The organism is Streptomyces sp. NPDC015144 (assembly GCF_043079735.1).
Lineage (GTDB): Bacteria > Actinomycetota > Actinomycetes > Streptomycetales > Streptomycetaceae > Streptomyces.
In genome coordinates, this window is sequence record NZ_JBIBUU010000003.1 from 300452 (window position 1) to 322104 (window position 21653).

Consider the following 21653-nt stretch of genomic DNA (forward strand, 5'->3'; position numbering starts at 1 on the left):
AAGTGATCACCCTTTCCCTCGCCGAGATCGCCGAAATCGTCGGCGGGCAGTCGCACGACATACCCGATCCGGCAGCAACCGTCAGCGGACCGGTCGTCATCGACTCCCGGAAGGTGGAGCCGGGAAGCCTGTTCGCCGCCTTCGCGGGCGAACGGGTCGACGGCCACGACTACGCGCAGCGCGCCGTCGAGGCGGGCGCGGCAGCCGTTCTGGCCGCCCGCCCCGTCGGTGTTCCCGCGATCGTCGTCGACGACGTCGTGGCGGCGCTCGGGGCGCTCGCCCGCGCCGTCGTGCGCCGCCTGGGCACCAACGTCGTCGCGCTCACCGGCTCCGCGGGCAAGACGTCCACCAAGGACCTCATCGCCCAGCTCCTCGAACGCGAGGGGCCGACCGTCTACCCGGCCGGCAACCTCAACAACGAGATCGGGCTGCCCCTCACCGCGCTGCGCGCCACCGAGGAGACCCGCCACCTCGTCCTGGAGATGGGCGCCCGCTACATCGGTGACATCCGCTATCTCACCGGCCTCGTCCCGCCCCGCATCGGCCTCGTCCTCAACGTCGGCACCGCCCACATCGGCGAGTTCGGCGGCCGCGAGCAGATCGCCCAGGCCAAGGGCGAGATGGTCGAGTCGCTGCCCGAGGACGGCGTCGCCGTGCTCAACGCCGACGACCCGCTGGTCCGCGCCATGTCCTCCCGCACGAAGGCCCGGGTGCTGTACTTCGGCGAGTCCGAAGAAGCGGACGTACGGGGCGAGAACGTACGTCTCACCGACGACGGACGCCCCGCCTTCACGCTCCACACACCCACCGGGTGCAGCGATGTGACCATGCGCCTGTACGGTGAGCACCACGTGTCGAACGCGCTCGCCGCGGCCGCCGTCGCCCATGAGTCGGGCCTGTCCGCAGACGAGATCGCCGAAGGGCTCTCCGAGGCGGGCACCCTCTCCCGCTGGCGCATGGAGGTCACCGAGCGACCGGACGGCGTGACGTTCGTCAATGACGCCTACAACGCGAACCCCGAATCCATGAAGGCCGCGCTGCGCGCGCTGGTCGCCATGGGGAAGGGGCGCCGTACGTGGGCGGTGCTCGGCCAGATGGCCGAGCTCGGCGACGCCTCGCTCGCCGAGCACGACGCGGTCGGGCGGCTCGCCGTCCGACTCAACGTCAGCAAGCTCGTCGCGGTGGGGGGCAGAGAGGCCTCCTGGCTGCAACTGGGCGCATACAACGAGGGTTCGTGGGGTGAGGAGTCGGTGCACGTGTCCGACGCACAGGCTGCGGTCGACCTGTTGCGCAGTGAACTGCGCCCGGGAGACGTCGTGCTGGTGAAGGCGTCCCGGTCGGTCGGCCTGGAGCAGGTCGCCATGGCACTGCTGGAGAACGCGTCCGAGGGCGAGGTCGCCGGCCGATGAGGCAGATCCTCTTCGCGGGGGCCATCGGGCTCTTTCTGACCCTGGTCGGAACTCCGCTGCTGATCAAGCTGCTGGCCCGCAAGGGATACGGGCAGTTCATCCGGGACGACGGCCCGCGGACCCACGGGTCCAAGAAGGGCACGCCCACCATGGGCGGCATCGCCTTCATCCTGGCCACGATCGTCGCGTACATCGCGGCGAAGCTGATCACCGGCGAGGAGATGCGCTTCTCCGGTGTGCTGGTGCTCTTCCTGATGGCCGGGATGGGGCTCGTCGGCTTCCTCGACGACTACATCAAGATCGTCAAGCAGCGCTCGCTCGGCCTGAGGGCCAAGGCGAAGATGGCGGGCCAGCTGATCGTCGGCATCGCCTTCGCGGTGCTCTCGCTCCAGTTCGCCGACGCCCAGGGCAACACCCCGGCGTCCACCAAGCTCTCGTTCGTCGCGGACTTCGGCTGGGCGCTCGGCCCGGTGCTCTTCGTCGTCTGGGCGCTCTTCATGATCCTCGCCATGTCCAACGGCGTGAACCTGACGGACGGTCTGGACGGCCTGGCCACCGGGGCGTCGGTCATGGTCTTCGGCGCGTACACCTTCATCGGGCTGTGGCAGTTCCAGGAGTCCTGCGTCAACGCGGAGGCCCTGACCAATCCCAACGCCTGTTTCCAGGTACGAGATCCGCTCGACCTCGCGGTCGTCGCCTCCGCCCTGATGGGCGCCTGCTTCGGCTTCCTGTGGTGGAACACCTCGCCCGCCAAGATCTTCATGGGCGACACCGGCTCGCTGGCCCTCGGCGGCGCGCTCGCAGGTCTGGCGATCTGCTCCCGCACCGAGTTCCTGCTCGCCATCCTCGGCGGCCTCTTCGTGATGATCACCATGTCCGTGGTCATCCAGGTCGGTTCGTTCAAGATGACCGGCAAGCGGGTCTTCCGGATGGCACCGCTCCAGCACCACTTCGAACTCAAGGGGTGGTCCGAAGTCCTTGTTGTGGTCCGCTTCTGGATCATCCAGGGCATGTGCGTGATCGTCGGACTCGGACTCTTCTACGCGGGATGGGCAGCCGACAAGTGACCGATCAGGACTGGCAGGGCAAGCGCGTCACCGTCGCGGGACTCGGCGTCTCCGGCATCCCGGCGGCCAAGGTGCTGCACGGCCTCGGGGCCGTCGTCACGGTGGTCAACGACGGGGACGACGAAGGCTCCCGTACGCAGGCCGCGGAGCTGGAGGCGCTCGGCATCGCCGTGCGCCTCGGCGACGGGGCGACCCTGCCCGAGTCCACCGAGCTCGTCGTCACCGCCCCGGGCTGGCGGCCCGACAAGCCGCTCTTCGCCGCGGCCGCCGGGGCGGGCGTCCCGGTCTGGGGCGACGTCGAGCTCGCCTGGCGGCTGCGGGGCCCCGGGGCGGCCCCGTGGCTCGCGGTCACCGGCACCAACGGCAAGACCACGACGGTACGGATGCTCGCCTCCATCCTGGAGGCGGCCGGGCTGCGCACCGCGGCCGTCGGGAACATCGGCGTCTCCCTCCTGGACGCCGTCGTCGGCGACCAGGAGTACGACGTGCTCGCCGTCGAGCTCTCCAGCTACCAGCTGCACTGGGCGCCCTCGCTGCGCGCCCACTCCGCCGCCGTCCTCAACCTGGCCCCCGACCACCTCGACTGGCACGGCTCCATGGCGGCGTACGCCGCCGACAAGGGCCGCGTCTACGAGGGCAACCAGGTCGCCTGCGTCTACAACGCGGCCGACCCGGCGACCGAGGACCTGGTCCGCGAGGCCGACGTCGAGGAGGGCTGCCGGGCCATCGGCTTCACCCTGGGCACCCCCGGCCCCTCCCAGCTCGGTGTCGTCGACGGCATCCTCGTCGACCGCGCCTTCGTGGCGAACCGGCAGAAGCAGGCCCAGGAGCTCGCCGAGGTCAAGGACGTCGACCCGCCCGCCCCGCACAACATCGCCAACGCCCTCGCGGCGGCCGCCCTGGCCCGCGCCTTCGGCGTCGAGCCCCGGGCGGTCCGCGACGGGCTGCGCGCCTTCCGCCCCGACCCGCACCGCATCGAGCACGTCGCGGACGTCGCCGGGGTGGCGTACGTGGACGACTCCAAGGCCACCAACACCCACGCCGCCGAGGCGTCCCTGGCCGCCTACGACCCGATCGTCTGGATCGCCGGCGGCCTCGCCAAGGGCGCGACCTTCGACGAGCTGGTGCGCGCGGCCGCCGGGCGGCTGCGGGGCGCCGTCCTGATGGGCCGGGACCGGGAGCTGATCCGCGAAGCCCTCGCGCGACACGCCCCCGAGGTCCCGGTGGTCGACCTCGACCGGACCGACACTGGGGCGATGTCCGAGGCGGTCCGCGAGGCGGCACGGCTCGCCCGGCCGGGAGACACCGTACTGATGGCCCCGGCCTGCGCCTCGATGGACATGTTCGCCAACTACAACAAGCGGGGCGAGGCGTTCGCGGACGCGGTCCGCGCGCTCGCCGCCGAGACCGACTGACGGGCCCGGACCCCGCGCCGTACCGGTGCGGCCGCCGGCCCCGGCGGCCGTCTCGGGCACGAGCAGTGGAGGGGACAGCGACCATGCCGGCCGAAGAAAGCTCCGCAGGACCCCGTGAGGGCTGCCCACGGGGACCGTCGGCGACCCGTCGGGCCTCCGCCGCCCGGCCCCTGCTCGCGGGGGCCGGAGCGGCGGCCTGGGCCTCGCCCGGGACCGCCCTGAGGGTCCGCTCGGCCACCGGCCCCCGGCGCCCCTCGGCGTCCCGCACCAAGGGGCGCTCCACCGGAGGCCCACGGCCCCCGCGCACGCCCCGGGGCGGCCTCCGGGGCGCGTACGAGCGGCTGTGCCGGGCCTGGGACCGGCCGCTGACCGCGTACTACCTGATCCTGGGCGCCGGGCTGCTGATCACCGTGCTCGGCCTGGTGATGGTCTACTCCGCCTCGATGATCAAGGCGCTGGAGCTGGACAAGCCGGGCAGCTTCTTCTTCCGCAAACAGTTCCTCGCCGCCGTCATCGGGGCCGGGCTGATGGCGCTCGCCACCCGGATGCCCACCAAACTGCACCGGGCGTGCGCCTACCCGCTGCTCATGGGGACCGTCTTCCTGATGGCGCTGGTCCAGGTGCCCGGCATCGGGATGTCGGTCAACGGCAACCAGAACTGGCTCTCCCTGGGCGGCCCCTTCCAGCTCCAGCCCAGCGAGTTCGGCAAGCTCGCCCTGATCCTGTGGGGAGCCGATCTGCTCGCCCGCAAACAGGAGAAGCGGCTGCTGGCGCAGTGGAAGCACCTGCTCGTGCCGCTGGTCCCGGGCGCCTTCATGCTCCTCGGACTGATCATGCTCGGCGGCGACATGGGCACCGCGATCATCCTCACCGCGATCCTGTTCGGGCTGCTCTGGCTGGCCGGGGCGCCCACCCGGCTCTTCGCCGGGGTGCTCGGCGTCGCCGCCCTCCTCGCCTTCCTACTGATCAAGACCAGCCCGAACCGGATGTCCCGGCTCGGATGCCTCGGCGCCAGCGAACCCGGACCGGGGGACTCCTGCTGGCAGGCGGTGCACGGCATCTATGCTCTGGCGTCCGGCGGATGGTTCGGTTCCGGACTTGGTGCAAGTGTGGAAAAATGGGGTCAACTGCCTGAACCGCACACCGACTTCATTTTCGCCATCACCGGGGAGGAACTGGGGCTGGCGGGGACGCTGTCGGTGCTCGCCCTCTTCGCGGCTCTAGGCTATGCGGGTATCCGCGTGGCCGGACGCACGGAGGACCCCTTCGTGAGGTACGCCGCGGGAGGTGTGACCACCTGGATCATGGCGCAGGCCGTGATCAACATCGGTGCGGTGCTCGGCCTGCTGCCGATCGCCGGTGTCCCGCTCCCGCTGTTCTCCTACGGAGGATCGGCCCTGCTGCCGACCATGTTCGCCGTCGGGCTGCTGATCGCGTTCGCGCGGGACGAACCCGCGGCGAAGGCGGCCCTGGCCGTGCGGAGGCCCGGGGTGAGTTGGAAGACGATGAGACGGCGCGTCAAGAAGCGTCCGTCCGGAGAGCGGTGAATTTCGGTGCATGTCGTACTCGCCGGTGGGGGGACCGCCGGCCACATCGAGCCCGCGCTTGCCCTCGCGGACGCCCTGCGCAGGCAGGACCCGACCGTGGGCATCACCGCCCTCGGCACGGAGCGCGGGCTGGAGACCAGGCTCGTACCCGAGCGGGGGTACGAACTCGCCCTCATCCCGGCCGTACCGCTGCCGCGCAAGCCCACCCCGGAGCTGATCACCGTCCCGGGCCGGCTGCGCGGCACCATCAAGGCCGCCGAGCAGGTCCTGGAACGCACCAGGGCGGACTGCGTCGTCGGCTTCGGCGGCTACGTCGCCCTGCCCGGCTACCTCGCCGCCAAGCGGGCCGGGGTGCCCATCGTCGTCCACGAGGCCAACGCCCGCCCCGGGCTGGCCAACAAGATCGGTTCGCGGTACGCGCACGGCGTCGCCGTCTCCACCCCGGACAGCAAGCTGCGCGGCGCCCGCTACATCGGCATCCCGCTGCGCCGCACCATCGCCACCCTGGACCGGGCCCGGGTCCGCCCCGAGGCGCGCGCCGCCTTCGGACTCGACCCCAACCTGCCGACGCTGCTGGTCTCCGGCGGCTCGCAGGGCGCCCGCCATCTCAACGAGGTGGTCCAGCGGGTCGCTCCGCTGCTCCAGCGCTCCGGCATCCAGATCCTGCACGTGGTCGGCCCGAAGAACGAATTGCCGCGCGTCGACAACATGCCCGGGATGCCGCCCTACATCCCGGTACCGTACGTGGACCGGATGGATCTCGCGTACGCCGCGGCCGACATGATGCTCTGCCGGGCCGGCGCGATGACCGTCGCCGAACTCTCCGCCGTCGGGCTCCCCGCCGCCTACGTCCCGCTGCCGATCGGCAACGGCGAACAGCGGCTCAACGCCCAGCCGGTGGTCAACGCCGGCGGCGGTCTGCTGGTGGACGACGCGGCGCTCACCCCCGAGTGGGTGCAGGGCAACGTCCTCCCGGTGCTCGCGGATCCGCACCGGCTGTACGAGATGTCCCGCGCCGCCGCCGAGTTCGGCCGCCGGGACGCCGACGACCTGCTCGTCGGCATGGTGTACGAGGCGATCGCCGCACGCTGAGACGCGTACGGCCGACGGGTCCGGGGGCGGTGCCCCCGGACCCGGCATAAGGAGCGAGCGTGGCCGGACCGACGACCGCCCAGCGCGGATCAGGACAGCAGCAGGAATCCCCGGCCCGCCCGCCGCAACCGCGACGGCGCGTACTGCCCGGCCGCCGCACGCTGATCGTGGTCGGCGTACTGGTCGTGCTGCTCGTCTCCGGCACCGTCTGGGCGCTCTACGGCTCGAACTGGCTGCGGGTGGAGAAGGTCAGGACCACCGGCGTCGACGTGCTGAGCCGGGCCGAGGTGGAGGCCGCCGCCGCGGTTCCGGTCGGGTCCCCGCTGATCTCCGTGGACACCGACGCCATCGCCGCCCGGTTGCGCCAAAAGTTGCCTCGTATCGACTCCGTGGATGTCGTTCGGTCATGGCCGCACGGAATCGGACTTAAGGTGACGGAACGGCAGCCGGTTCTGCTCATCAAAAAGGGCACGAAGTTCATCGAAGTGGACGCGAAAGGCGTGCGTTTCGCCACGGTGGACCGCGCGCCCGGGCAGGTGCCGCTGCTGGAGCTCAAGCCCGAACGCTCCGCCAGCCTGCGCCGCTTCGGCGGCGACCGGCTGGTGCGGGAGGCGGTCCGGGTGGCGGGTGAACTGCCGCGCGGTGTCGCCGCGGAGACCCGGGTCGTACGGGTCGTCTCGTACGACTCGATCTCCCTGGAGCTCACCCGGGGGCGCACGGTTTTCTGGGGCAGTGGTGAAGGAGGTCCGGTGAAGGCCAAGGTCCTCACCGCCCTCATGAAATCCGCCCCCAAAGCGGGACACTTCGACGTGAGTGCTCCCACCGCCCCGGCCGTGTCCGGCAGTTGACGCTCATCGGGCCTGGCCAGGACCCTGGTTGGTCATCGCTACGGGTGATCACATAGGGTGAAAAGAAAAACGGGAGGTTCGGCGTGTTCGTTGAACACGCGCCACTTGTCGACTTAGTGTCCTGTTCGGAAGAGTCCATGAAACAGACACACTGGTAACCCTAAACTTGAACGTTAGGGTTTGGGTCGGCGTTCCGGACCGTCCCCATCGGCATCCGTCGTCGCGGCGGTACATCCGTGAAGCGACGACACGTAACTCGAGGCGAGAGGCCTTCGACGTGGCAGCACCGCAGAACTACCTCGCAGTCATCAAGGTCATCGGTGTCGGCGGCGGTGGTGTCAATGCCATCAACCGAATGATCGAGGTCGGCCTCAAGGGCGTCGAGTTCATCGCGATCAACACGGATGCGCAAGCCCTGTTGATGAGCGACGCCGACGTCAAGCTCGACGTCGGCCGCGAACTCACCCGCGGACTCGGCGCCGGCGCCAACCCGGCAGTCGGTCGCAAGGCGGCAGAGGACCACCGTGAGGAGATCGAGGAGGTCCTCAAGGGGGCCGACATGGTCTTCGTCACCGCCGGCGAAGGCGGCGGCACCGGCACCGGCGGCGCGCCCGTCGTCGCCAACATCGCGCGCTCGCTGGGCGCCCTGACGATCGGTGTGGTCACCCGGCCGTTCACCTTCGAGGGTCGTCGGCGCGCGAACCAGGCGGAGGACGGCATCGCCGAGCTCCGCGAAGAGGTCGACACCCTCATCGTCATCCCCAACGACCGCCTGCTGTCCATCTCGGACCGTCAGGTCAGCGTCCTCGACGCCTTCAAGTCGGCGGACCAGGTCCTGCTCTCCGGCGTCCAGGGCATCACCGACCTGATCACCACCCCGGGTCTGATCAACCTCGACTTCGCCGACGTCAAGTCGGTCATGTCCGAGGCCGGATCGGCGCTCATGGGCATCGGTTCGGCGCGCGGCGACGACCGCGCGGTGGCCGCCGCGGAGATGGCGATCTCCTCGCCGCTCCTGGAGGCGTCCATCGACGGCGCCCGCGGGGTGCTGCTCTCCATCTCCGGCGGCAGCGACCTCGGTCTCTTCGAGATCAACGAGGCCGCCCAGCTGGTGAGCGAGGCGGCGCACCCGGAGGCGAACATCATCTTCGGCGCGGTCATCGACGACGCGCTGGGCGACGAGGTCCGGGTCACCGTGATCGCCGCGGGCTTCGACGGCGGACAGCCGCCGGCCCGCCGGGAGAACGTCCTGGGCACCAGCTCCGTCAAGCGCGAGGAGCCGGCCGCTCCGGTCCGGACCCCCGAGCCCGTGCGGCAGAGCGGCGGACTGGGCTCGGTGCCCACCCGTGAGGAGCCGTCGGCCCCGGCGGAGCCCGCGCCGGCGGTGAGCGAGACCCACCTGCCGCCGATCGTGACGCCGCACGTCCCGCAGCCGACCCGTCCCTACCAGGACTCGCAGGCCGAAGAGCTGGACGTTCCGGACTTCTTGAAGTGATAGTCCAGCACCACGAACGGTCTTCGGCGGGCGGCGCCCACTTCTCCTTCACCGACCGGTGGGGAGGGGTGAGCGCCGCTCCGTACGAGGAGCTCAACCTCGGCGGTGCGGTCGGCGACGATTCCGCCGCCGTTCTCGCCAACCGCGAGCGCGCCGCCCGCGCCCGGGGCCTGGACCCGGCCCGGGTCGTCTGGATGAACCAGGTGCACGGGCGGGACGTCGCGGTCGTCGACGGCCCGTGGGGCGACGCGGCGGAGATCCCCGCGGTGGACGCGGTGGTGACCGCGCGCCGCGGACTTCCGCTCGCCGTGCTCACCGCCGACTGCACCCCCGTCCTGCTGGCCGACCCGGTCGCCGGGATCGCGGCGGCGGCGCACGCGGGCCGGCCCGGCCTGGTCGCCGGGGTCGTCCCCGCCGTGGTCGAGGCCATGGTGGGGCTCGGCGCCGAGGCCTTCCGGATCGTCGCCCGTACCGGCCCGGCCGTCTGCGGGCGGTGCTACGAAGTCCCGGCCGGGATGCGCACGGATGTCGCGCGGACCGTCCCGGCGGCCTGGTCCGAGACCAGCTGGGGCACCCCGGCCGTCGATGTCACCGCCGGGGTCCATGCCCAGTTGGAGGCGCTCGGCGTCGTGGACCGGCGGGCCTCGCCGGTCTGCACCCTCGAATCGGGCGATCATTTCTCGTACCGCCGCGACCGCGTCACCGGGCGGCTCGCCGGATATGTCTGGTTGGACGGATAGGGCATGACGGACCGTAAGGCTCAACTCGCCGAAAACCTGGCCCGGGTGGAGGAACGTATCTCTTCCGCCTGTACCGCCGCCGGCCGCGCGCGGGAAGAGGTGACGCTCATCGTCGTCACCAAGACGTATCCCGCGAGCGATGTGCGGATTCTGCATGAACTGGGTGTACGTCATGTCGCGGAGAACCGCGATCAGGATGCTTCGCCCAAGGCTGCGGAATGTGCGGATCTGTCGCTCACGTGGCATTTTGTCGGTCAATTGCAGACGAACAAGGTTCGTTCCGTGGCCGGTTATGCCGATGTCGTGCAGTCGGTGGACCGGCTCCGACTCGTCACGGCGCTCTCGTCGGCCGCCGTGCGGCAGGGGCGCGAACTGGGCTGTCTCGTCCAGGTCGCGCTCGACGCGGAGAGCGGCGCGCGGGGCGAGCGCGGCGGGGTCGCCCCGGACGGGATCGGGGAGTTGGCCGCCGCGGTGGCCGACGCGCCCGGGCTGCGGATCGACGGTTTGATGACCGTCGCACCGCTGGCCGGACCGTATGCGGGACGGCAACGGGCGGCCTTCGACCGGCTGATGGAATTCTCATCCCGCCTGCGCCGGGACCATCCGGCTGCGAACATGGTCTCGGCGGGGATGAGTGCGGATCTGGAGGACGCGGTTGCGGCCGGGGCGACACATGTGCGCGTCGGTACGGCGGTACTCGGAGTCCGACCCGGGCTCGGGTAACGTCGCCAAGCAGGTCGGACCACAGCAGAAAATATGGTCATTCCCGCTCACAGCGGGCAGACCTCAGTGGATCGCGGGGCACTTGGTGACAGACGCCGATCCACCACAGAGCGGAGGACTCGGAGCATGGCCGGCGCGATGCGCAAGATGGCGGTCTACCTCGGCCTCGTGGAGGACGATGGGTACGACGGTCCGGGGTTCGACCCCGACGACGAATTCGAACCCGAGCCGGAGCCCGAGCGCGACCGGCGGCGGCAGCCCGCGCATCCGGAGCGGGAGCGCGAGGAGCCGGTGCGGGCGGTGCAGCCGCCCGCGCAGCGGGAGCCGGTGCAGATCCCGGCGGAACGAGAGCGACCCGCCCGGATCGCACCCGTGGCATCCATCACACCTGAACGCCCGAACATGGAGAAGAACGCACCGGTGATCATGCCCAAGGTCGTGTCCGAGCGGGAGCCCTACCGCATCACCACGCTGCACCCGAGGACCTACAACGAGGCCCGTACCATCGGGGAACACTTCCGTGAGGGCACTCCGGTGATCATGAATCTCACGGAGATGGACGACACGGACGCAAAGCGACTTGTCGACTTTGCCGCGGGACTCGTCTTCGGACTCCATGGCAGCATTGAGCGTGTGACGCAGAAGGTGTTCCTGTTGTCGCCTGCTAACGTCGATGTCACGGCGGAGGACAAGGCCCGCATCGCTGAGGGCGGATTCTTCAACCAGAGCTGAGAACACGACACCGGGAACAACCCCGGCCGCGAGGCCGGAGCTACGAGAGCCAGGGGAGAGGGAAGCACGAAATGGGCGTCGCAGTGCAGATTGTCTATGTCGCGCTGATGTGCTTCCTCATCGTGCTGATCTTCCGGCTGGTCATGGACTACGTCTTCCAGTTCGCGCGTTCATGGCAGCCAGGCAAGCCGATGGTGGTCATACTCGAGGCCACCTACACTGTCACCGATCCACCGCTCAAGCTCCTTCGGCGGCTCATCCCGCCGTTGCGTCTCGGGGGCGTGGCACTCGACCTGTCCTTCTTCGTTCTGATGATCATCGTCTACATCCTGATCAACCTTGTGACCAGGCTGTGAGCGATACGGTCTTGCCGACTGCCGACGACTACGTAGAGGTGAAGAAGAGATGCCGCTGACTCCCGAGGACGTGCGGAACAAGCAGTTCACGACCGTCCGCCTCCGAGAAGGCTATGACGAGGACGAGGTCGATGCCTTCCTCGACGAGGTCGAGTCCGAGCTGACCCGCCTGCTCCGTGAGAACGAGGACCTGCGCGCGAAGCTGGCCGCCGCCACGCGTGCCGCCGCGCAGAACCAGCAGCAGGGCATGCGCAAGCCGGAGCCGCAGGACCGGCCCGGGGCGCCTGTGCCCGCCGCCATATCGGGTCCGCCGGTCCAGCAGCAGCCGCCGCAGATGGGTCCGCCCCAGCTGCCCGGTGGTGCTCCGCAGCTGCCCGCCGGTCCCAGTGGTCACGGTCCTGGTCCCCAGGGCCCGCACGGCCCCGGTCCGCAGGGCCCGCACGGCCCCGGCCCGATGCTGGGCGGCCCGATGGGCGGCCCCATGGGCGGTCACGCCCCGCAGCAGCAGATGCAGCAGATGCAGCCGCCGCAGATGCAGCAGCCCGGTCAGGGCCCCGGTGGCGACAGCGCCGCCCGCGTCCTCTCGCTCGCGCAGCAGACCGCCGACCAGGCGATCGCGGAGGCCCGTTCCGAGGCCAACAAGATCGTCGGCGAGGCCCGCAGCCGCGCCGAGGGCCTGGAGCGGGACGCCCGTGCCAAGGCCGACGCCCTGGAGCGGGACGCGCAGGAGAAGCACCGCGTGGCGATGGGCTCGCTGGAGTCGGCCCGCGCGACGCTGGAGCGCAAGGTCGAGGACCTGCGCGGCTTCGAGCGTGAGTACCGGACCCGCCTGAAGTCCTACCTGGAGAGCCAGCTGCGTCAGCTGGAGACCCAGGCGGACGACTCGCTGGCCCCGCCGCGGACCCCGGCGGCCGCTTCGCTGCCGCCGTCGCCCTCGCTGGCCCCGGCCGGCGCGGGTGCCATGGGCCACTCCATGGGTGGCAACCACGGCAGCCAGCCGATGGGCGGCGCCCCGTCCATGGGCGGAGCTCCCTCCTACGGTGGTCAGCAGCAGATGGCCCCGGCGATGACCCAGCCGATGGCACCGGTGCGGCCGCAGGCACCGCAGCCGATGCAGCAGGCTCCTTCGCCGATGCGCGGCTTCCTGATCGACGAGGACGACAACTGAGCCCGGTGCGCGCGCTGAGCGCGTAGCCGTCGGCAGGCTGAGGGCCGGGCCCCGGGGATTCCCCGGGGCCCGGCCCTTTCGCATGCGCCGTGGCGGGGCCGACGGTGGCCGGGTACGGCGAAGGGCCCGTCCGGAAGCGATCCGGACGGGCCCCTCGCGATGCGGGTGGGGCGGCTTACCGCTCCGTCTTCCGCAGCCGGAACGTCAGGGCCAGGCCCTCGTCCTCGAACGGCTCGCCGTACGTCCCGTCCGCCTCGCCCTGCGCGTAGTCCAGGGCCAGCACCTCGTCCGCGATCAGGGTCGCGTGCTCGGTCAGCGCCTCGGCCGTGGCCTCGGAGGAGGACGACCAGCGGACGGCGATGCGGTCGGCGACGTCCAGGCCGCTGTTCTTGCGGGCCTCCTGGATCAGCCGGATCGCGTCACGGGCCAGGCCCGCTCGCCGCAGCTCCGGCGTGATCTCCAGGTCCAGGGCGACGGTGGCGCCCGAGTCGGAGGCGACCGACCAACCCTCGCGCGGGGTCTCGGTGATGATGACCTCGTCGGGGGCGAGGGTGACCGTCTCCCCGTCCACCTCGACCGAGGCCGTGCCTTCGCGCAGCGCGAGCGAGAGGGCCGCCGCGTCCGCGTTCGCGACCGCCTTGGCGACCGCCTGGACGCCCTTGCCGAAGCGCTTGCCGAGCGCCCGGAAGTTGGCCTTCGCCACCGTGTCGACCAGCGAACCGCCGACCTCGGAGAGGGAGGCCAGCGAGGAGACGTTCAGCTCCTCGGTGATCTGGGCGCGCAGTTCGGGGGAGAGCGCCTCGAAACCGCTCGCCGCCACCAGGGCCCGCGACAGCGGCTGGCGGGTCTTGACGCCGGACTCGGCGCGGGTGGCCCGGCCCAGCTCGACCAGGCGGCGGACCAGCGCCATCTGCCCGGAGAGTGCCGGGTCGCTCGCCGCAGGGTCGGCCTTCGGCCAGCCGGCCAGGTGCACCGACTCGGGGGCGTCCGGGGTGACCGGGACGACGAGGTCCTGCCAGACCCGCTCGGTGATGAACGGGGTGAGCGGGGCCATCAGCCGGGTCACCGTCTCGACGACCTCGTGCAGGGTGCGCAGCGCGGCCTTGTCGCCCTGCCAGAAGCGGCGGCGCGAGCGGCGCACGTACCAGTTGGAGAGGTCGTCGACGAAGGCGGACAGCAGCTTGCCGGCGCGCTGGGTGTCGTATCCCTCCAGGGCCTGCGTGACCTGGTCGACCAGGGTGTTCAGCTCGCTCAGCAGCCAGCGGTCCAGGACCGTGCGGTCCGCCGGGGCCGGGTCGGCCGCGGACGGCGCCCAGTCGGACGTGCGGGCGTACAGGGCCTGGAAGGCGACCGTGTTCCAGTAGGTGAGGAGCGTCTTGCGGACGACTTCCTGGATGGTGCCGTGGCCGACGCGGCGGGCCGCCCAGGGGGAGCCGCCGGCGGCCATGAACCAGCGCACCGCGTCGGCACCGTGCTGGTCCATGAGCGGGATGGGCTGGAGGATGTTGCCCAGGTGCTTGGACATCTTGCGGCCGTCCTCGGCGAGGATGTGGCCCAGGCACACCACGTTCTCGTAACTGGACTTGTCGAAGACCAGGGTGCCGACCGCCATCAGCGTGTAGAACCAGCCGCGGGTCTGGTCGATCGCCTCCGAGATGAACTGCGCCGGGTAGCGGGACTCGAAGAGCTCCTTGTTCTTGTACGGGTAGCCCCACTGCGCGAACGGCATCGAGCCCGAGTCGTACCAGGCGTCGATGACCTCGGGGACGCGGTACGCCTCCAGTTGGCAGTTCTCGTGGGAGCAGGTGAACGTGACCTCGTCGATGAACGGGCGGTGCGGGTCCAGCCCCGAGAGGTCGGTGCCGGTGAGCTCGCCCAGCTCGGCGCGGGAGCCCACGCACGTCAGGTGGCCGTCCTCGCAGCGCCAGATGGGCAGCGGGGTGCCCCAGTAGCGGTTGCGGGACAGGGCCCAGTCGACGTTGTTGGTCAGCCAGTCGCCGAAGCGGCCGTGCTTGACCGAGTCCGGGAACCAGTTGGTCTTCTCGTTCTCCTGGAGCAGCCGCTCCTTGACCGCGGTCGTGCGGATGTACCAGGACGGCTGCGCGTAGTAGAGCAGCGCGGTGTGGCAGCGCCAGCAGTGCGGGTAGCTGTGCTCGTACGGGACGTGCCGGAAGAGCCTGCCCCGGGCGTCCAGGTCCTCGGTGAGGATCTCGTCGGCCTTCTTGAAGAAGACCCCGCCGACCAGCGGCAGCGCCTCCTCGAAGGTGCCGTCGGGGCGGACCGGGTTCACCACCGGGAGGCCGTACGCCTTGCAGACCAGGAGGTCGTCGGCGCCGAAGGCGGGGGACTGGTGGACCAGTCCCGTGCCGTCCTCGGTGGTCACGTACTCGGCGTTGACGACGTAGTGCGCCTCGGCGGGGAAGTCGACCAGCTCGAAGGGGCGCTCGTAGTTCCAGCGCTCCATCTCGCGGCCGGTGAAGGTCTCGCCGGTGGTCTCCCACCCCTCGCCCAGGGCCTTCTCGACGAGCGGCTCGGCGACGACCAGCTTCTCCTCGCCGTTGGTCGCGACGACGTAGGTGACCTCGGGGTGGGCGGCCACGGCGGTGTTGGAGACCAGCGTCCAGGGGGTGGTCGTCCAGACCAGCAGCGAGGCGGTGCCGGCGAGCGGGCCGGAGGTGAGCGGGAAGCGGACGAAGACCGAGGGGTCGACGACCGTCTCGTAGCCCTGGGCCAGCTCGTGGTCGGAGAGGCCGGTGCCGCAGCGGGGGCACCAGGGGGCGACCCGGTGGTCCTGGACCAGCAGGCCCTTGTTGAAGATCTCCTTCAGCGACCACCACACCGACTCGACGTACTCGGGGTCCATCGTGCGGTACGCGTCGTCGAGGTCGACCCAGTAGCCCATCCGGGTCGTGAGCTCGGTGAACGCGTCGGTGTGCCGGGTCACGGACTCGCGGCACTTGGCGTTGAACTCGGCGATGCCGTACGCCTCGATGTCCTTCTTGCCGTTGAAGCCCAGTTCCTTCTCGACCGCGAGCTCGACCGGCAGGCCGTGGCAGTCCCAGCCGGCCTTGCGGGCCACGTGGTAGCCCTGCATGGTGCGGAAGCGCGGGAAGACGTCCTTGAAGACGCGGGCCTCGATGTGGTGGGCGCCCGGCATGCCGTTGGCGGTGGGCGGGCCCTCGTAGAAGACCCACTCGGGGCGGCCCTCGGACTGTTCGAGGCTCTTGGCGAAGACCTTGTTGTCGCGCCAGAAATCGAGCACGGTGTGCTCCAGCGCGGGCAGGTCGACCTGGGCGGGTACCTGGCGGTACTGCGGCGATGTCATGGGCGGACTTCCTCCGGCGGACGTTTTCCACTTCCGTCGGAGGGACGAGGGCCTCGTCGGCTCCCGCGGTACCACCCTCCTTGGCCCCGGGCATGCGCCCGTTGCCCCCTCATTGGGGTCGCGAGGCCGGTTCTACTTGCCGTGCGGCGTTCTTCCGGCGGCTCCGGGTGATCTTCACGACGCGCTCGCCCCCGGGCTTCCACCGTCCCCGGGTCGCTCCTGGCTGCGTACGACGCTACTCGTCCCATCCACGCCTCTCGCTGGCCCCAGTGTACGGGCCCGTACGGGCGGGGGCCGACCGGATTTTCCGGGGGCCCGGACATGACCCGAATGGTCCGGTGCCGGGGCGCGGGGTCCGGAGGGCGGATTACCCGCCGGTGAGCTGGGCACAACGGATGGGGGCGGGGCGGACCGAGGGCGTGGGGAGGGGTGGTTCGGCGGCGTGCCCCGTTGCCGCGGCGCTGGGGCCGATTTATCGTCCCAGCACGATTCGCGTGCAAGATCACAATATGTGAAGGGGCCGCGGCCATGGTGGCGAAGAAGACCGCCGCAGAGAAGACGGCGTCGACCGGGTCCACGGGCGCGGCGGCCGGGAGCAAGAGCGCGGCGAAGCGGTCCGCGGCCGGGGAACCGACGGCCCGCAAGGCGCCGGCGAAGAAGGCGGCGGCGCGGAAGAGCACGCCGGGGAAGGCGTCGAAGAAGGCCGCGCCCGCGGCCGAGGAGGCGGCCGCAGCCGCCGGAAAGACGGGAGACCACACGGTGGCAGCCAAGAAGAGCGCGGCCCGGACCCGTACGGCCGGTACGGACACGGCGCCCGTCCCCCCGGCCCGCGGGGCCGTCCCCGGCGAGCTGGCGGTCCGGCCCGGCGAGGATCCCTGGACCCCGGAGGAGGTCGCCGAGGCGCGTGCCGTGCTCAGCAGCGAGGCCCTGCGGCTGCGCAGCGAGCTGGAGGCCGCCGGTGCCGCCCTCGCCGGCCTGATGCGCGACTCCGGCGACGGGGCGGGCGACGACGAGGCGGACACCGGCACCAAGAACATCACCCGCGAGCACGAGATGTCGCTCGCCGCCAACGCCCGGGAGATGCTGGACCAGACCGAGCGGGCCCTGGCCCGGCTCGACGCCGGGACGTACGGGCTCTGCGAGATCTGCGGCAAGCCGATCGGCAAGGCGCGGATGCAGGCGTTCCCGCGCGCCACGCTCTGTGTCGAGGACAAGCAGAAGCAGGAGCGACGCGGCTGATCCGCGGCGGTGTGCCGTACCCTCGTCCTCAGTCAGGAACCTAGGTCGAGGGGCTCACGTGGCAGAGGCGGAGCGCATCATCGGTACGCCGGACATCCCCGATGCTGCGGGGACCGAGGGGGACGGGGACACGGAGCGGTCCGAGGCGCGGGCCGGTGAGGCCGCTCCGGCCCGGGGCCGGCGGAAGATCATGGCGCTGGCCGTCGTGGCCGTCCTCGCCTACCTCCTCGACCTGATCAGCAAGATGATCGTGGTCGCCAAGCTGGAGCACCACGAGCCGGTGAAGGTCATCGGCGACTGGCTCCAGTTCACCGCGATCCGCAACTCCGGTGCCGCGTTCAGCATGGGCGAGGCGTACACGGTCATCTTCACCTGCATCGCGGCGGTGGTGATCGTCGTGATCTCCCGGCTCGCCCGCAAGCTCTACAGCCTGCCCTGGGCCATCGCGCTCGGGCTGCTGCTCGGCGGGGCGCTCGGCAACCTCACCGACCGGATCTTCCGGTCGCCGGGCGTCTTCCGGGGCGCGGTGGTGGACTTCATCGCGCCGGCGCACTTCGCCGTGTTCAACCTCGCCGACTCCGCGATCTGCTGCGGCGGCGTCCTGATCGTGATCCTCTCCTTCAAGGGCCTGGACCCCGACGGGACCGTGCACAAGGACTGAGCGGTCCAAGGCATACTCGACAGGTGAGTACGTATCCCGAGGTCCGCACGCTGCCCGTACCCGACGGCCTGGAGGGCGAGCGCGTCGACGCCGCCATCTCCCGCATGTTCGGCTTCTCCCGCACCAAGGCCGCCGAACTGGCTGCCTCGGGGAAGGTGCAGGTGGACGGTGCGGTGGTCGGGAAGTCCGAGCGGGTGCGGGGCGGTGCCTGGCTGGAGGTCGAGATGCCGCAGGCCGCCGCTCCGGTGCAGATCGTCGCCGAGCCCGTCGAGGGCATGGAGATCGTCCACGACGACGACGACATCGTCGTGATCGTGAAGCCGGTCGGCGTCGCGGCCCACCCCAGCCCCGGCTGGACGGGCACGACCGTCATCGGGGGCCTGGCCGCCGCCGGGTACCGGATCTCCACCTCCGGCGCCGCCGAGCGCCAGGGCATCGTCCACCGCCTGGACGTCGGCACCTCCGGCCTGATGGTCGTCGCCAAGTCCGAGCGGGCCTACACGCTGTTGAAGGCGCAGTTCCGCGACCGGGTCGTGGAGAAGAAGTACAACGCGCTGGTGCAGGGCCATCCCGACCCGATGAGCGGCACCATCGACGCCCCCATCGGGCGCCACCCCAACCACGACTACAAGTGGGCCGTCACGGCCGAGGGCAAGCCCTCCGTGACCCACTACGACCTCATCGAGGCGTACCGCTCCGCCAGTCTCCTGGACATCAAGCTGGAGACCGGCCGCACCCACCAGATCCGGGTGCACATGGCCGCCCACCGCCATCCCTGCGTCGGTGACCTCACCTACGGCGCCGACCCGACGATGGCCAAGCGCCTCGGCCTGACCCGGCAGTGGCTGCACGCCGTCCGGCTCGGCTTCGAGCACCCGTCCGACGGGAGCTGGGTGGAGTTCGGCAGCGACTACCCCGCCGACCTCCGGCACGCCCTGGACACCATCGCGGCGGAGAGCCGGTGACCACCGGTCCGGAGCCGTTCACCACCCGTACCGCCGTCGGGGAGCAGGATCTGGCGGCCTGCTTCCAGGTCCGCAAGGAGGTCTTCGTCGGCGAGCAGGAGGTGCCGGAGGAGATCGAGTACGACGCGTACGACGCGGGCGCCCTGCATGTGCTGGCCGTCGCGGCGGACGGCGGTCCGCTGGGCACCGGCCGGCTGCTGCACGGCCCCGCGGCCGCGGCGAGGACCGGCGGCGACGCCGGGGTCGGCTCGCTCGGCAGGCTCGCGGTGATCAGGGCCGCGCGCGGCCTCGGGGTCGGCGCGGCGCTGGTGCGGGCGATCGAGGACGCGGCCCGCGGGCTGGGTCTGGACGCCGTGGACCTGCACGCCCAGACCCATGCCCTCGGCTTCTACGAGCGCCTCGGCTACGTGGCGTACGGCCCCGAGTTCCCGGACGCGGGGATGCCGCACCGGGCGATGCGCCGCACTCTGCGGGACTGACCGGGCGGCGGCCCGGCTCTTCCCGTGACGGCGTCACCGACCCCGCGGACATCGGAGGAGTGACGGCCGCGGGGGTGGGGACGAGGGGGGTGTTGTCTGGATTGCCCAGCTTGCGTGACAGGCTGTGGTCCCCGTCCGTCGATCACCCGGATCGGCGCGCCGCGCTCCGGAAGGCATCCCGTGGACCAAATGGCACTGCTCCTCCTGCTCTTGCTCGGGGCTGTGGTCACGGTCCCCCTGGGCCAGCGCCTCGGGCTTCCCGCGCCGGTGCTGATGACACTCTTCGGGGTCGGGCTGGCCTTCCTCAGCTTCGTGCCGAACGTGGACATCCCGCCGGAGATCATTCTTCCGGCGCTGCTGCCGCCGCTGCTCTACGCCTCGGTGCAGCGGACCTCCTGGCGGCAGTTCGCCGCGAATAAACGCCCGATCTTTCTGCTGGCCGTGGCGCTGGTCTTCGTCACCACCGCGGCCGTCGCCGCCGTCGCCAACGCGATAGTCCCCGGGCTGCCCATCGCGGCCGCCGTGGCGCTCGGCGCGCTCGTCGCCCCGCCCGACCCGATCGCCGCGACGGCCGTCGCCGGTTCGGTCGGGCTGCCGCGCCGGCTCGTCTCCATCCTGGAGGGCGAGGGGCTGTTCAACGACGTCACCGCGATCGTGCTCTACCACGTGGCGATCGCCGCGGCGGTGAGCGGGAGCTTCTCGCTGCCGGAGGCCTTCGGGCTGCTGATCCTCTCCGCCGTGGTGGCCGTGGTGGTGGGACTGGTGCTCGGCTGGCTGACCATCAAGCTGATGGGGATGCTGGGCGATGCCACGCTCCAGGTCGGCCTCACGCTGCTGGTGCCGTTCGTCAGCTACGTCCTCGCCGAGGAGCTGATGGGCTCGGGCGTGCTCGCCGTCCTCACCACCGCGCTCTTCCTCGCCGAGCACACCGCCGACGCCGACGACGTCCTCGGGCGGCTCACCGGCCGTACCTTCTGGGAGATCGTCGACACCCTGGTCACCGGGATCGCCTTCGGGCTGATCGGCCTCGAACTGCACAACGTCTTCGGGACGGCCGACGGCCGCGAGCTGGAGATGCTGGGCTGGGGGCTCGCCGTGGTCGTGGTGGTCGTCGGCGTGCGGCTGCTGTACCTGCTGCCCGCCACCTGGCTCGCCAAGCGGCTGCACACCCGGCGCGACGTCAGCGAGGAGATCCCCACCAGCTGGCGGGAGACCGTCGTCATGTGGTGGTCCGGGATGCGCGGGGTGGCCTCGGTCGCGCTGGCCCTGGCGATCCCGCTGACGACCGACGACGGGAAGCCCTTCCCGGGCCGGGACGAGATCGTCTTCATCGCCTTCGCCGTGATCATGGCCACCCTCGTCGTCCAGGGGCTCAGCCTGCCCTGGCTGGTCCGCAAGCTCCGGGTCAAGGCCGACACCGACGCCGAGGAGGCGCTGGAGAAGGAGCTCGCGATCCGCGCCGCCAGGGCCGCCAAGCAGCGCCTGAAGGAGATCCAGGAGGTCGAGGAGTTCCCGGACGAGGTCACCGAGCGGCTCCAGCGGCTCGCGTACGACATGGGGGCGCGGATCAGCCCCGACATGGTCGACGACGAGCGGCGCGAGGCCTACGCCCAGCGGGCCGAGCGCTTCCGGGCGATCAGCCGGGTCCAGCGGGAGATGATGTCGGCCGCCCGCCACGCGGTGCTGTCGGCCCGCAACGAGGCGGGATCGGACCCGGAGATCGTCGACCGGGTCCTGCGGCAGCTGGACGTCCGCAGCCTGCGCTGAGCCGGCCGGCTGGCACCATGGACCTCATGAACATCATCCTTTTCCACTCGACGTACGGGCTGCGCCCCGCGGTGCACGCGGCGGCCGACCGGCTGCGCGCCGCCGGACACGAGGTGCAGGTGCCCGACCTGTTCGAGGGGCGCACCTTCGACACCGCCGAGAAGGGGCTGGCCTTCAAGGAAGAGGTGGGCAAGGACGAGCTGCTGAGGCGGGCCGTGCTGGCCGCCGCGCCCTACTCGGACCGCGGCCTGGTCTACGCGGGCTTCTCCTTCGGCGCCTCGACCGCGCAGACCCTGGCGCTCGGCGACGAGAAGGCGCGCGGTCTGCTGATGTTCCACGGCACCTCGGACATCGCCGAGAACGCCTCGGTGGACGAGCTGCCCGTACAGCTGCACGTCGCGGACCCGGACCCGTTCGAGACGCACGACTGGCTGAACTCCTGGTACCTCGGGATGCAGCGGACCGGCGCCGACGTCGAGATCTACCGCTACCCGGGCGCCGGCCACCTCTTCACCGATCCCGAACTCCCGGACTTCGACCAGGCGTCGGCCGAGCTGGCCTGGAAGGTCGGGCTCGGCTTCCTCGCCACCCTGTAGACGGCGGAAAGAGCCCCGCGGTGTCGGCC

The 21653-nt window shown here is 71.1% G+C and carries 19 protein-coding genes; 18 read left to right on the forward strand and 1 reads right to left on the reverse strand.

The window, feature by feature from the left end:
* Window positions 1-2: 2 nt before the first annotated feature.
* From murF to ACF08W_RS08060, 12 genes are all read left to right on the forward strand, one after another.
* Window positions 3-1409 (forward strand): UDP-N-acetylmuramoyl-tripeptide--D-alanyl-D-alanine ligase, encoded by a 1407-nt coding sequence (gene murF / locus ACF08W_RS08005; RefSeq protein ID WP_352274898.1) that lies wholly within the window; start codon window positions 3-5, stop codon window positions 1407-1409.
* Window positions 1406-2476: a phospho-N-acetylmuramoyl-pentapeptide-transferase gene (mraY, locus tag ACF08W_RS08010; RefSeq protein WP_352274899.1), complete on the forward strand. Its 1071-nt coding sequence runs from the start codon at window positions 1406-1408 to the stop codon at window positions 2474-2476. Before murF ends, mraY begins: the two co-directional genes overlap by 4 nt.
* The gene (murD, locus tag ACF08W_RS08015) at window positions 2473-3891 is read left to right on the forward strand and encodes a UDP-N-acetylmuramoyl-L-alanine--D-glutamate ligase (protein WP_392278863.1); all 1419 of its coding nucleotides are present in this window, start codon (window positions 2473-2475) and stop codon (window positions 3889-3891) included. Before mraY ends, murD begins: the two co-directional genes overlap by 4 nt.
* Window positions 3892-3974: 83 nt before the next feature.
* Window positions 3975-5438: a putative lipid II flippase FtsW gene (ftsW, locus tag ACF08W_RS08020; protein WP_385211265.1), complete on the forward strand. Its 1464-nt coding sequence runs from the start codon at window positions 3975-3977 to the stop codon at window positions 5436-5438.
* 6 nt (window positions 5439-5444) lie between these two features.
* On the forward strand, window positions 5445-6530 hold the full coding sequence (gene murG / locus ACF08W_RS08025) for an undecaprenyldiphospho-muramoylpentapeptide beta-N-acetylglucosaminyltransferase (RefSeq protein WP_352274901.1): 1086 nt from the start codon (window positions 5445-5447) through the stop codon (window positions 6528-6530).
* 59 nt (window positions 6531-6589) lie between these two features.
* Complete coding sequence (locus ACF08W_RS08030) at window positions 6590-7378, forward strand: cell division protein FtsQ/DivIB (RefSeq protein ID WP_392278774.1); 789 nt, start codon at window positions 6590-6592, stop codon at window positions 7376-7378.
* A 277-nt stretch (window positions 7379-7655) separates the two neighbouring features.
* Window positions 7656-8873 carry a cell division protein FtsZ gene (gene ftsZ / locus ACF08W_RS08035; protein WP_392278775.1) on the forward strand — a complete coding sequence of 406 codons (1218 nt, stop codon included), beginning with the start codon at window positions 7656-7658 and terminating at the stop codon, window positions 8871-8873.
* Entirely contained in the window at window positions 8870-9613 is a 744-nt protein-coding gene (gene pgeF / locus ACF08W_RS08040; RefSeq protein WP_392278776.1) for a peptidoglycan editing factor PgeF, read from the forward strand. Before ftsZ ends, pgeF begins: the two co-directional genes overlap by 4 nt.
* Window positions 9614-9616: 3 nt before the next feature.
* Entirely contained in the window at window positions 9617-10336 is a 720-nt protein-coding gene (locus tag ACF08W_RS08045; RefSeq protein ID WP_352274905.1) for a YggS family pyridoxal phosphate-dependent enzyme, read from the forward strand.
* A gap of 126 nt (window positions 10337-10462) precedes the next feature.
* Window positions 10463-11068 (forward strand): cell division protein SepF, encoded by a 606-nt coding sequence (locus ACF08W_RS08050; protein ID WP_392278777.1) that lies wholly within the window; start codon window positions 10463-10465, stop codon window positions 11066-11068.
* A gap of 71 nt (window positions 11069-11139) precedes the next feature.
* Window positions 11140-11424: a YggT family protein gene (locus tag ACF08W_RS08055; protein ID WP_352274907.1), complete on the forward strand. Its 285-nt coding sequence runs from the start codon at window positions 11140-11142 to the stop codon at window positions 11422-11424.
* 49 nt (window positions 11425-11473) lie between these two features.
* Window positions 11474-12592: a DivIVA domain-containing protein gene (locus tag ACF08W_RS08060; RefSeq protein ID WP_392278778.1), complete on the forward strand. Its 1119-nt coding sequence runs from the start codon at window positions 11474-11476 to the stop codon at window positions 12590-12592.
* Window positions 12593-12767: 175 nt separating this feature from the next.
* On the opposite strand, the gene ileS is transcribed toward ACF08W_RS08060, so the two are convergent.
* Window positions 12768-15917: an isoleucine--tRNA ligase gene (ileS, locus tag ACF08W_RS08065; protein ID WP_392278779.1), complete on the reverse strand. Its 3150-nt coding sequence runs from the start codon at window positions 15915-15917 to the stop codon at window positions 12768-12770.
* A 528-nt stretch (window positions 15918-16445) separates the two neighbouring features.
* Here ileS and ACF08W_RS08070 point away from each other — a divergent pair.
* The 6 genes from ACF08W_RS08070 (at window position 16446) to ACF08W_RS08095 (ending at window position 21624) form a co-directional block, all read left to right on the forward strand.
* Window positions 16446-17156, forward strand: a complete 711-nt coding sequence (locus ACF08W_RS08070; RefSeq protein ID WP_392278780.1) for a TraR/DksA family transcriptional regulator — start codon at window positions 16446-16448, stop codon at window positions 17154-17156.
* A 58-nt stretch (window positions 17157-17214) separates the two neighbouring features.
* Window positions 17215-17817 carry a signal peptidase II gene (lspA, locus tag ACF08W_RS08075; RefSeq protein ID WP_385211286.1) on the forward strand — a complete coding sequence of 201 codons (603 nt, stop codon included), beginning with the start codon at window positions 17215-17217 and terminating at the stop codon, window positions 17815-17817.
* Between the two features lie 23 nt (window positions 17818-17840).
* Window positions 17841-18782: an RluA family pseudouridine synthase gene (locus ACF08W_RS08080; RefSeq protein WP_392278781.1), complete on the forward strand. Its 942-nt coding sequence runs from the start codon at window positions 17841-17843 to the stop codon at window positions 18780-18782.
* The gene (locus tag ACF08W_RS08085) at window positions 18779-19261 is read left to right on the forward strand and encodes a GNAT family N-acetyltransferase (protein WP_352274913.1); all 483 of its coding nucleotides are present in this window, start codon (window positions 18779-18781) and stop codon (window positions 19259-19261) included. The genes ACF08W_RS08080 and ACF08W_RS08085 overlap by 4 nt, the downstream gene beginning before the upstream one ends.
* A 180-nt stretch (window positions 19262-19441) precedes the next feature.
* Window positions 19442-21028: a Na+/H+ antiporter gene (locus ACF08W_RS08090; protein WP_352274914.1), complete on the forward strand. Its 1587-nt coding sequence runs from the start codon at window positions 19442-19444 to the stop codon at window positions 21026-21028.
* 17 nt (window positions 21029-21045) lie between these two features.
* Window positions 21046-21624, forward strand: coding sequence for a dienelactone hydrolase family protein (locus tag ACF08W_RS08095; RefSeq protein ID WP_352274915.1), 579 nt, complete (start codon window positions 21046-21048; stop codon window positions 21622-21624).
* Window positions 21625-21653 lie beyond the last annotated feature (29 nt).

What these genes read in the sequence shown, in the direction of transcription:
- mraY (WP_352274899.1), top strand. Translation starts at nt 1,406, where the DNA reads ATGAGGCAGATCCTCTTCGCGGGGGCCATCGGGCTCTTTCTGACCCTG.
- ftsW (WP_385211265.1), top strand. Translation starts at nt 3,975, where the DNA reads ATGCCGGCCGAAGAAAGCTCCGCAGGACCCCGTGAGGGCTGCCCACGG.
- ACF08W_RS08045 (WP_352274905.1), top strand. Translation starts at nt 9,617, where the DNA reads ATGACGGACCGTAAGGCTCAACTCGCCGAAAACCTGGCCCGGGTGGAG.
- ACF08W_RS08050 (WP_392278777.1), top strand. Translation starts at nt 10,463, where the DNA reads ATGGCCGGCGCGATGCGCAAGATGGCGGTCTACCTCGGCCTCGTGGAG.
- ACF08W_RS08055 (WP_352274907.1), top strand. Translation starts at nt 11,140, where the DNA reads ATGGGCGTCGCAGTGCAGATTGTCTATGTCGCGCTGATGTGCTTCCTC.
- ACF08W_RS08060 (WP_392278778.1), top strand. Translation starts at nt 11,474, where the DNA reads ATGCCGCTGACTCCCGAGGACGTGCGGAACAAGCAGTTCACGACCGTC.
- ileS (WP_392278779.1), bottom strand. Translation starts at nt 15,917, where the DNA reads ATGACATCGCCGCAGTACCGCCAGGTACCCGCCCAGGTCGACCTGCCC.
- ACF08W_RS08070 (WP_392278780.1), top strand. Translation starts at nt 16,446, where the DNA reads ATGGTGGCGAAGAAGACCGCCGCAGAGAAGACGGCGTCGACCGGGTCC.
- ACF08W_RS08095 (WP_352274915.1), top strand. Translation starts at nt 21,046, where the DNA reads ATGGACCTCATGAACATCATCCTTTTCCACTCGACGTACGGGCTGCGC.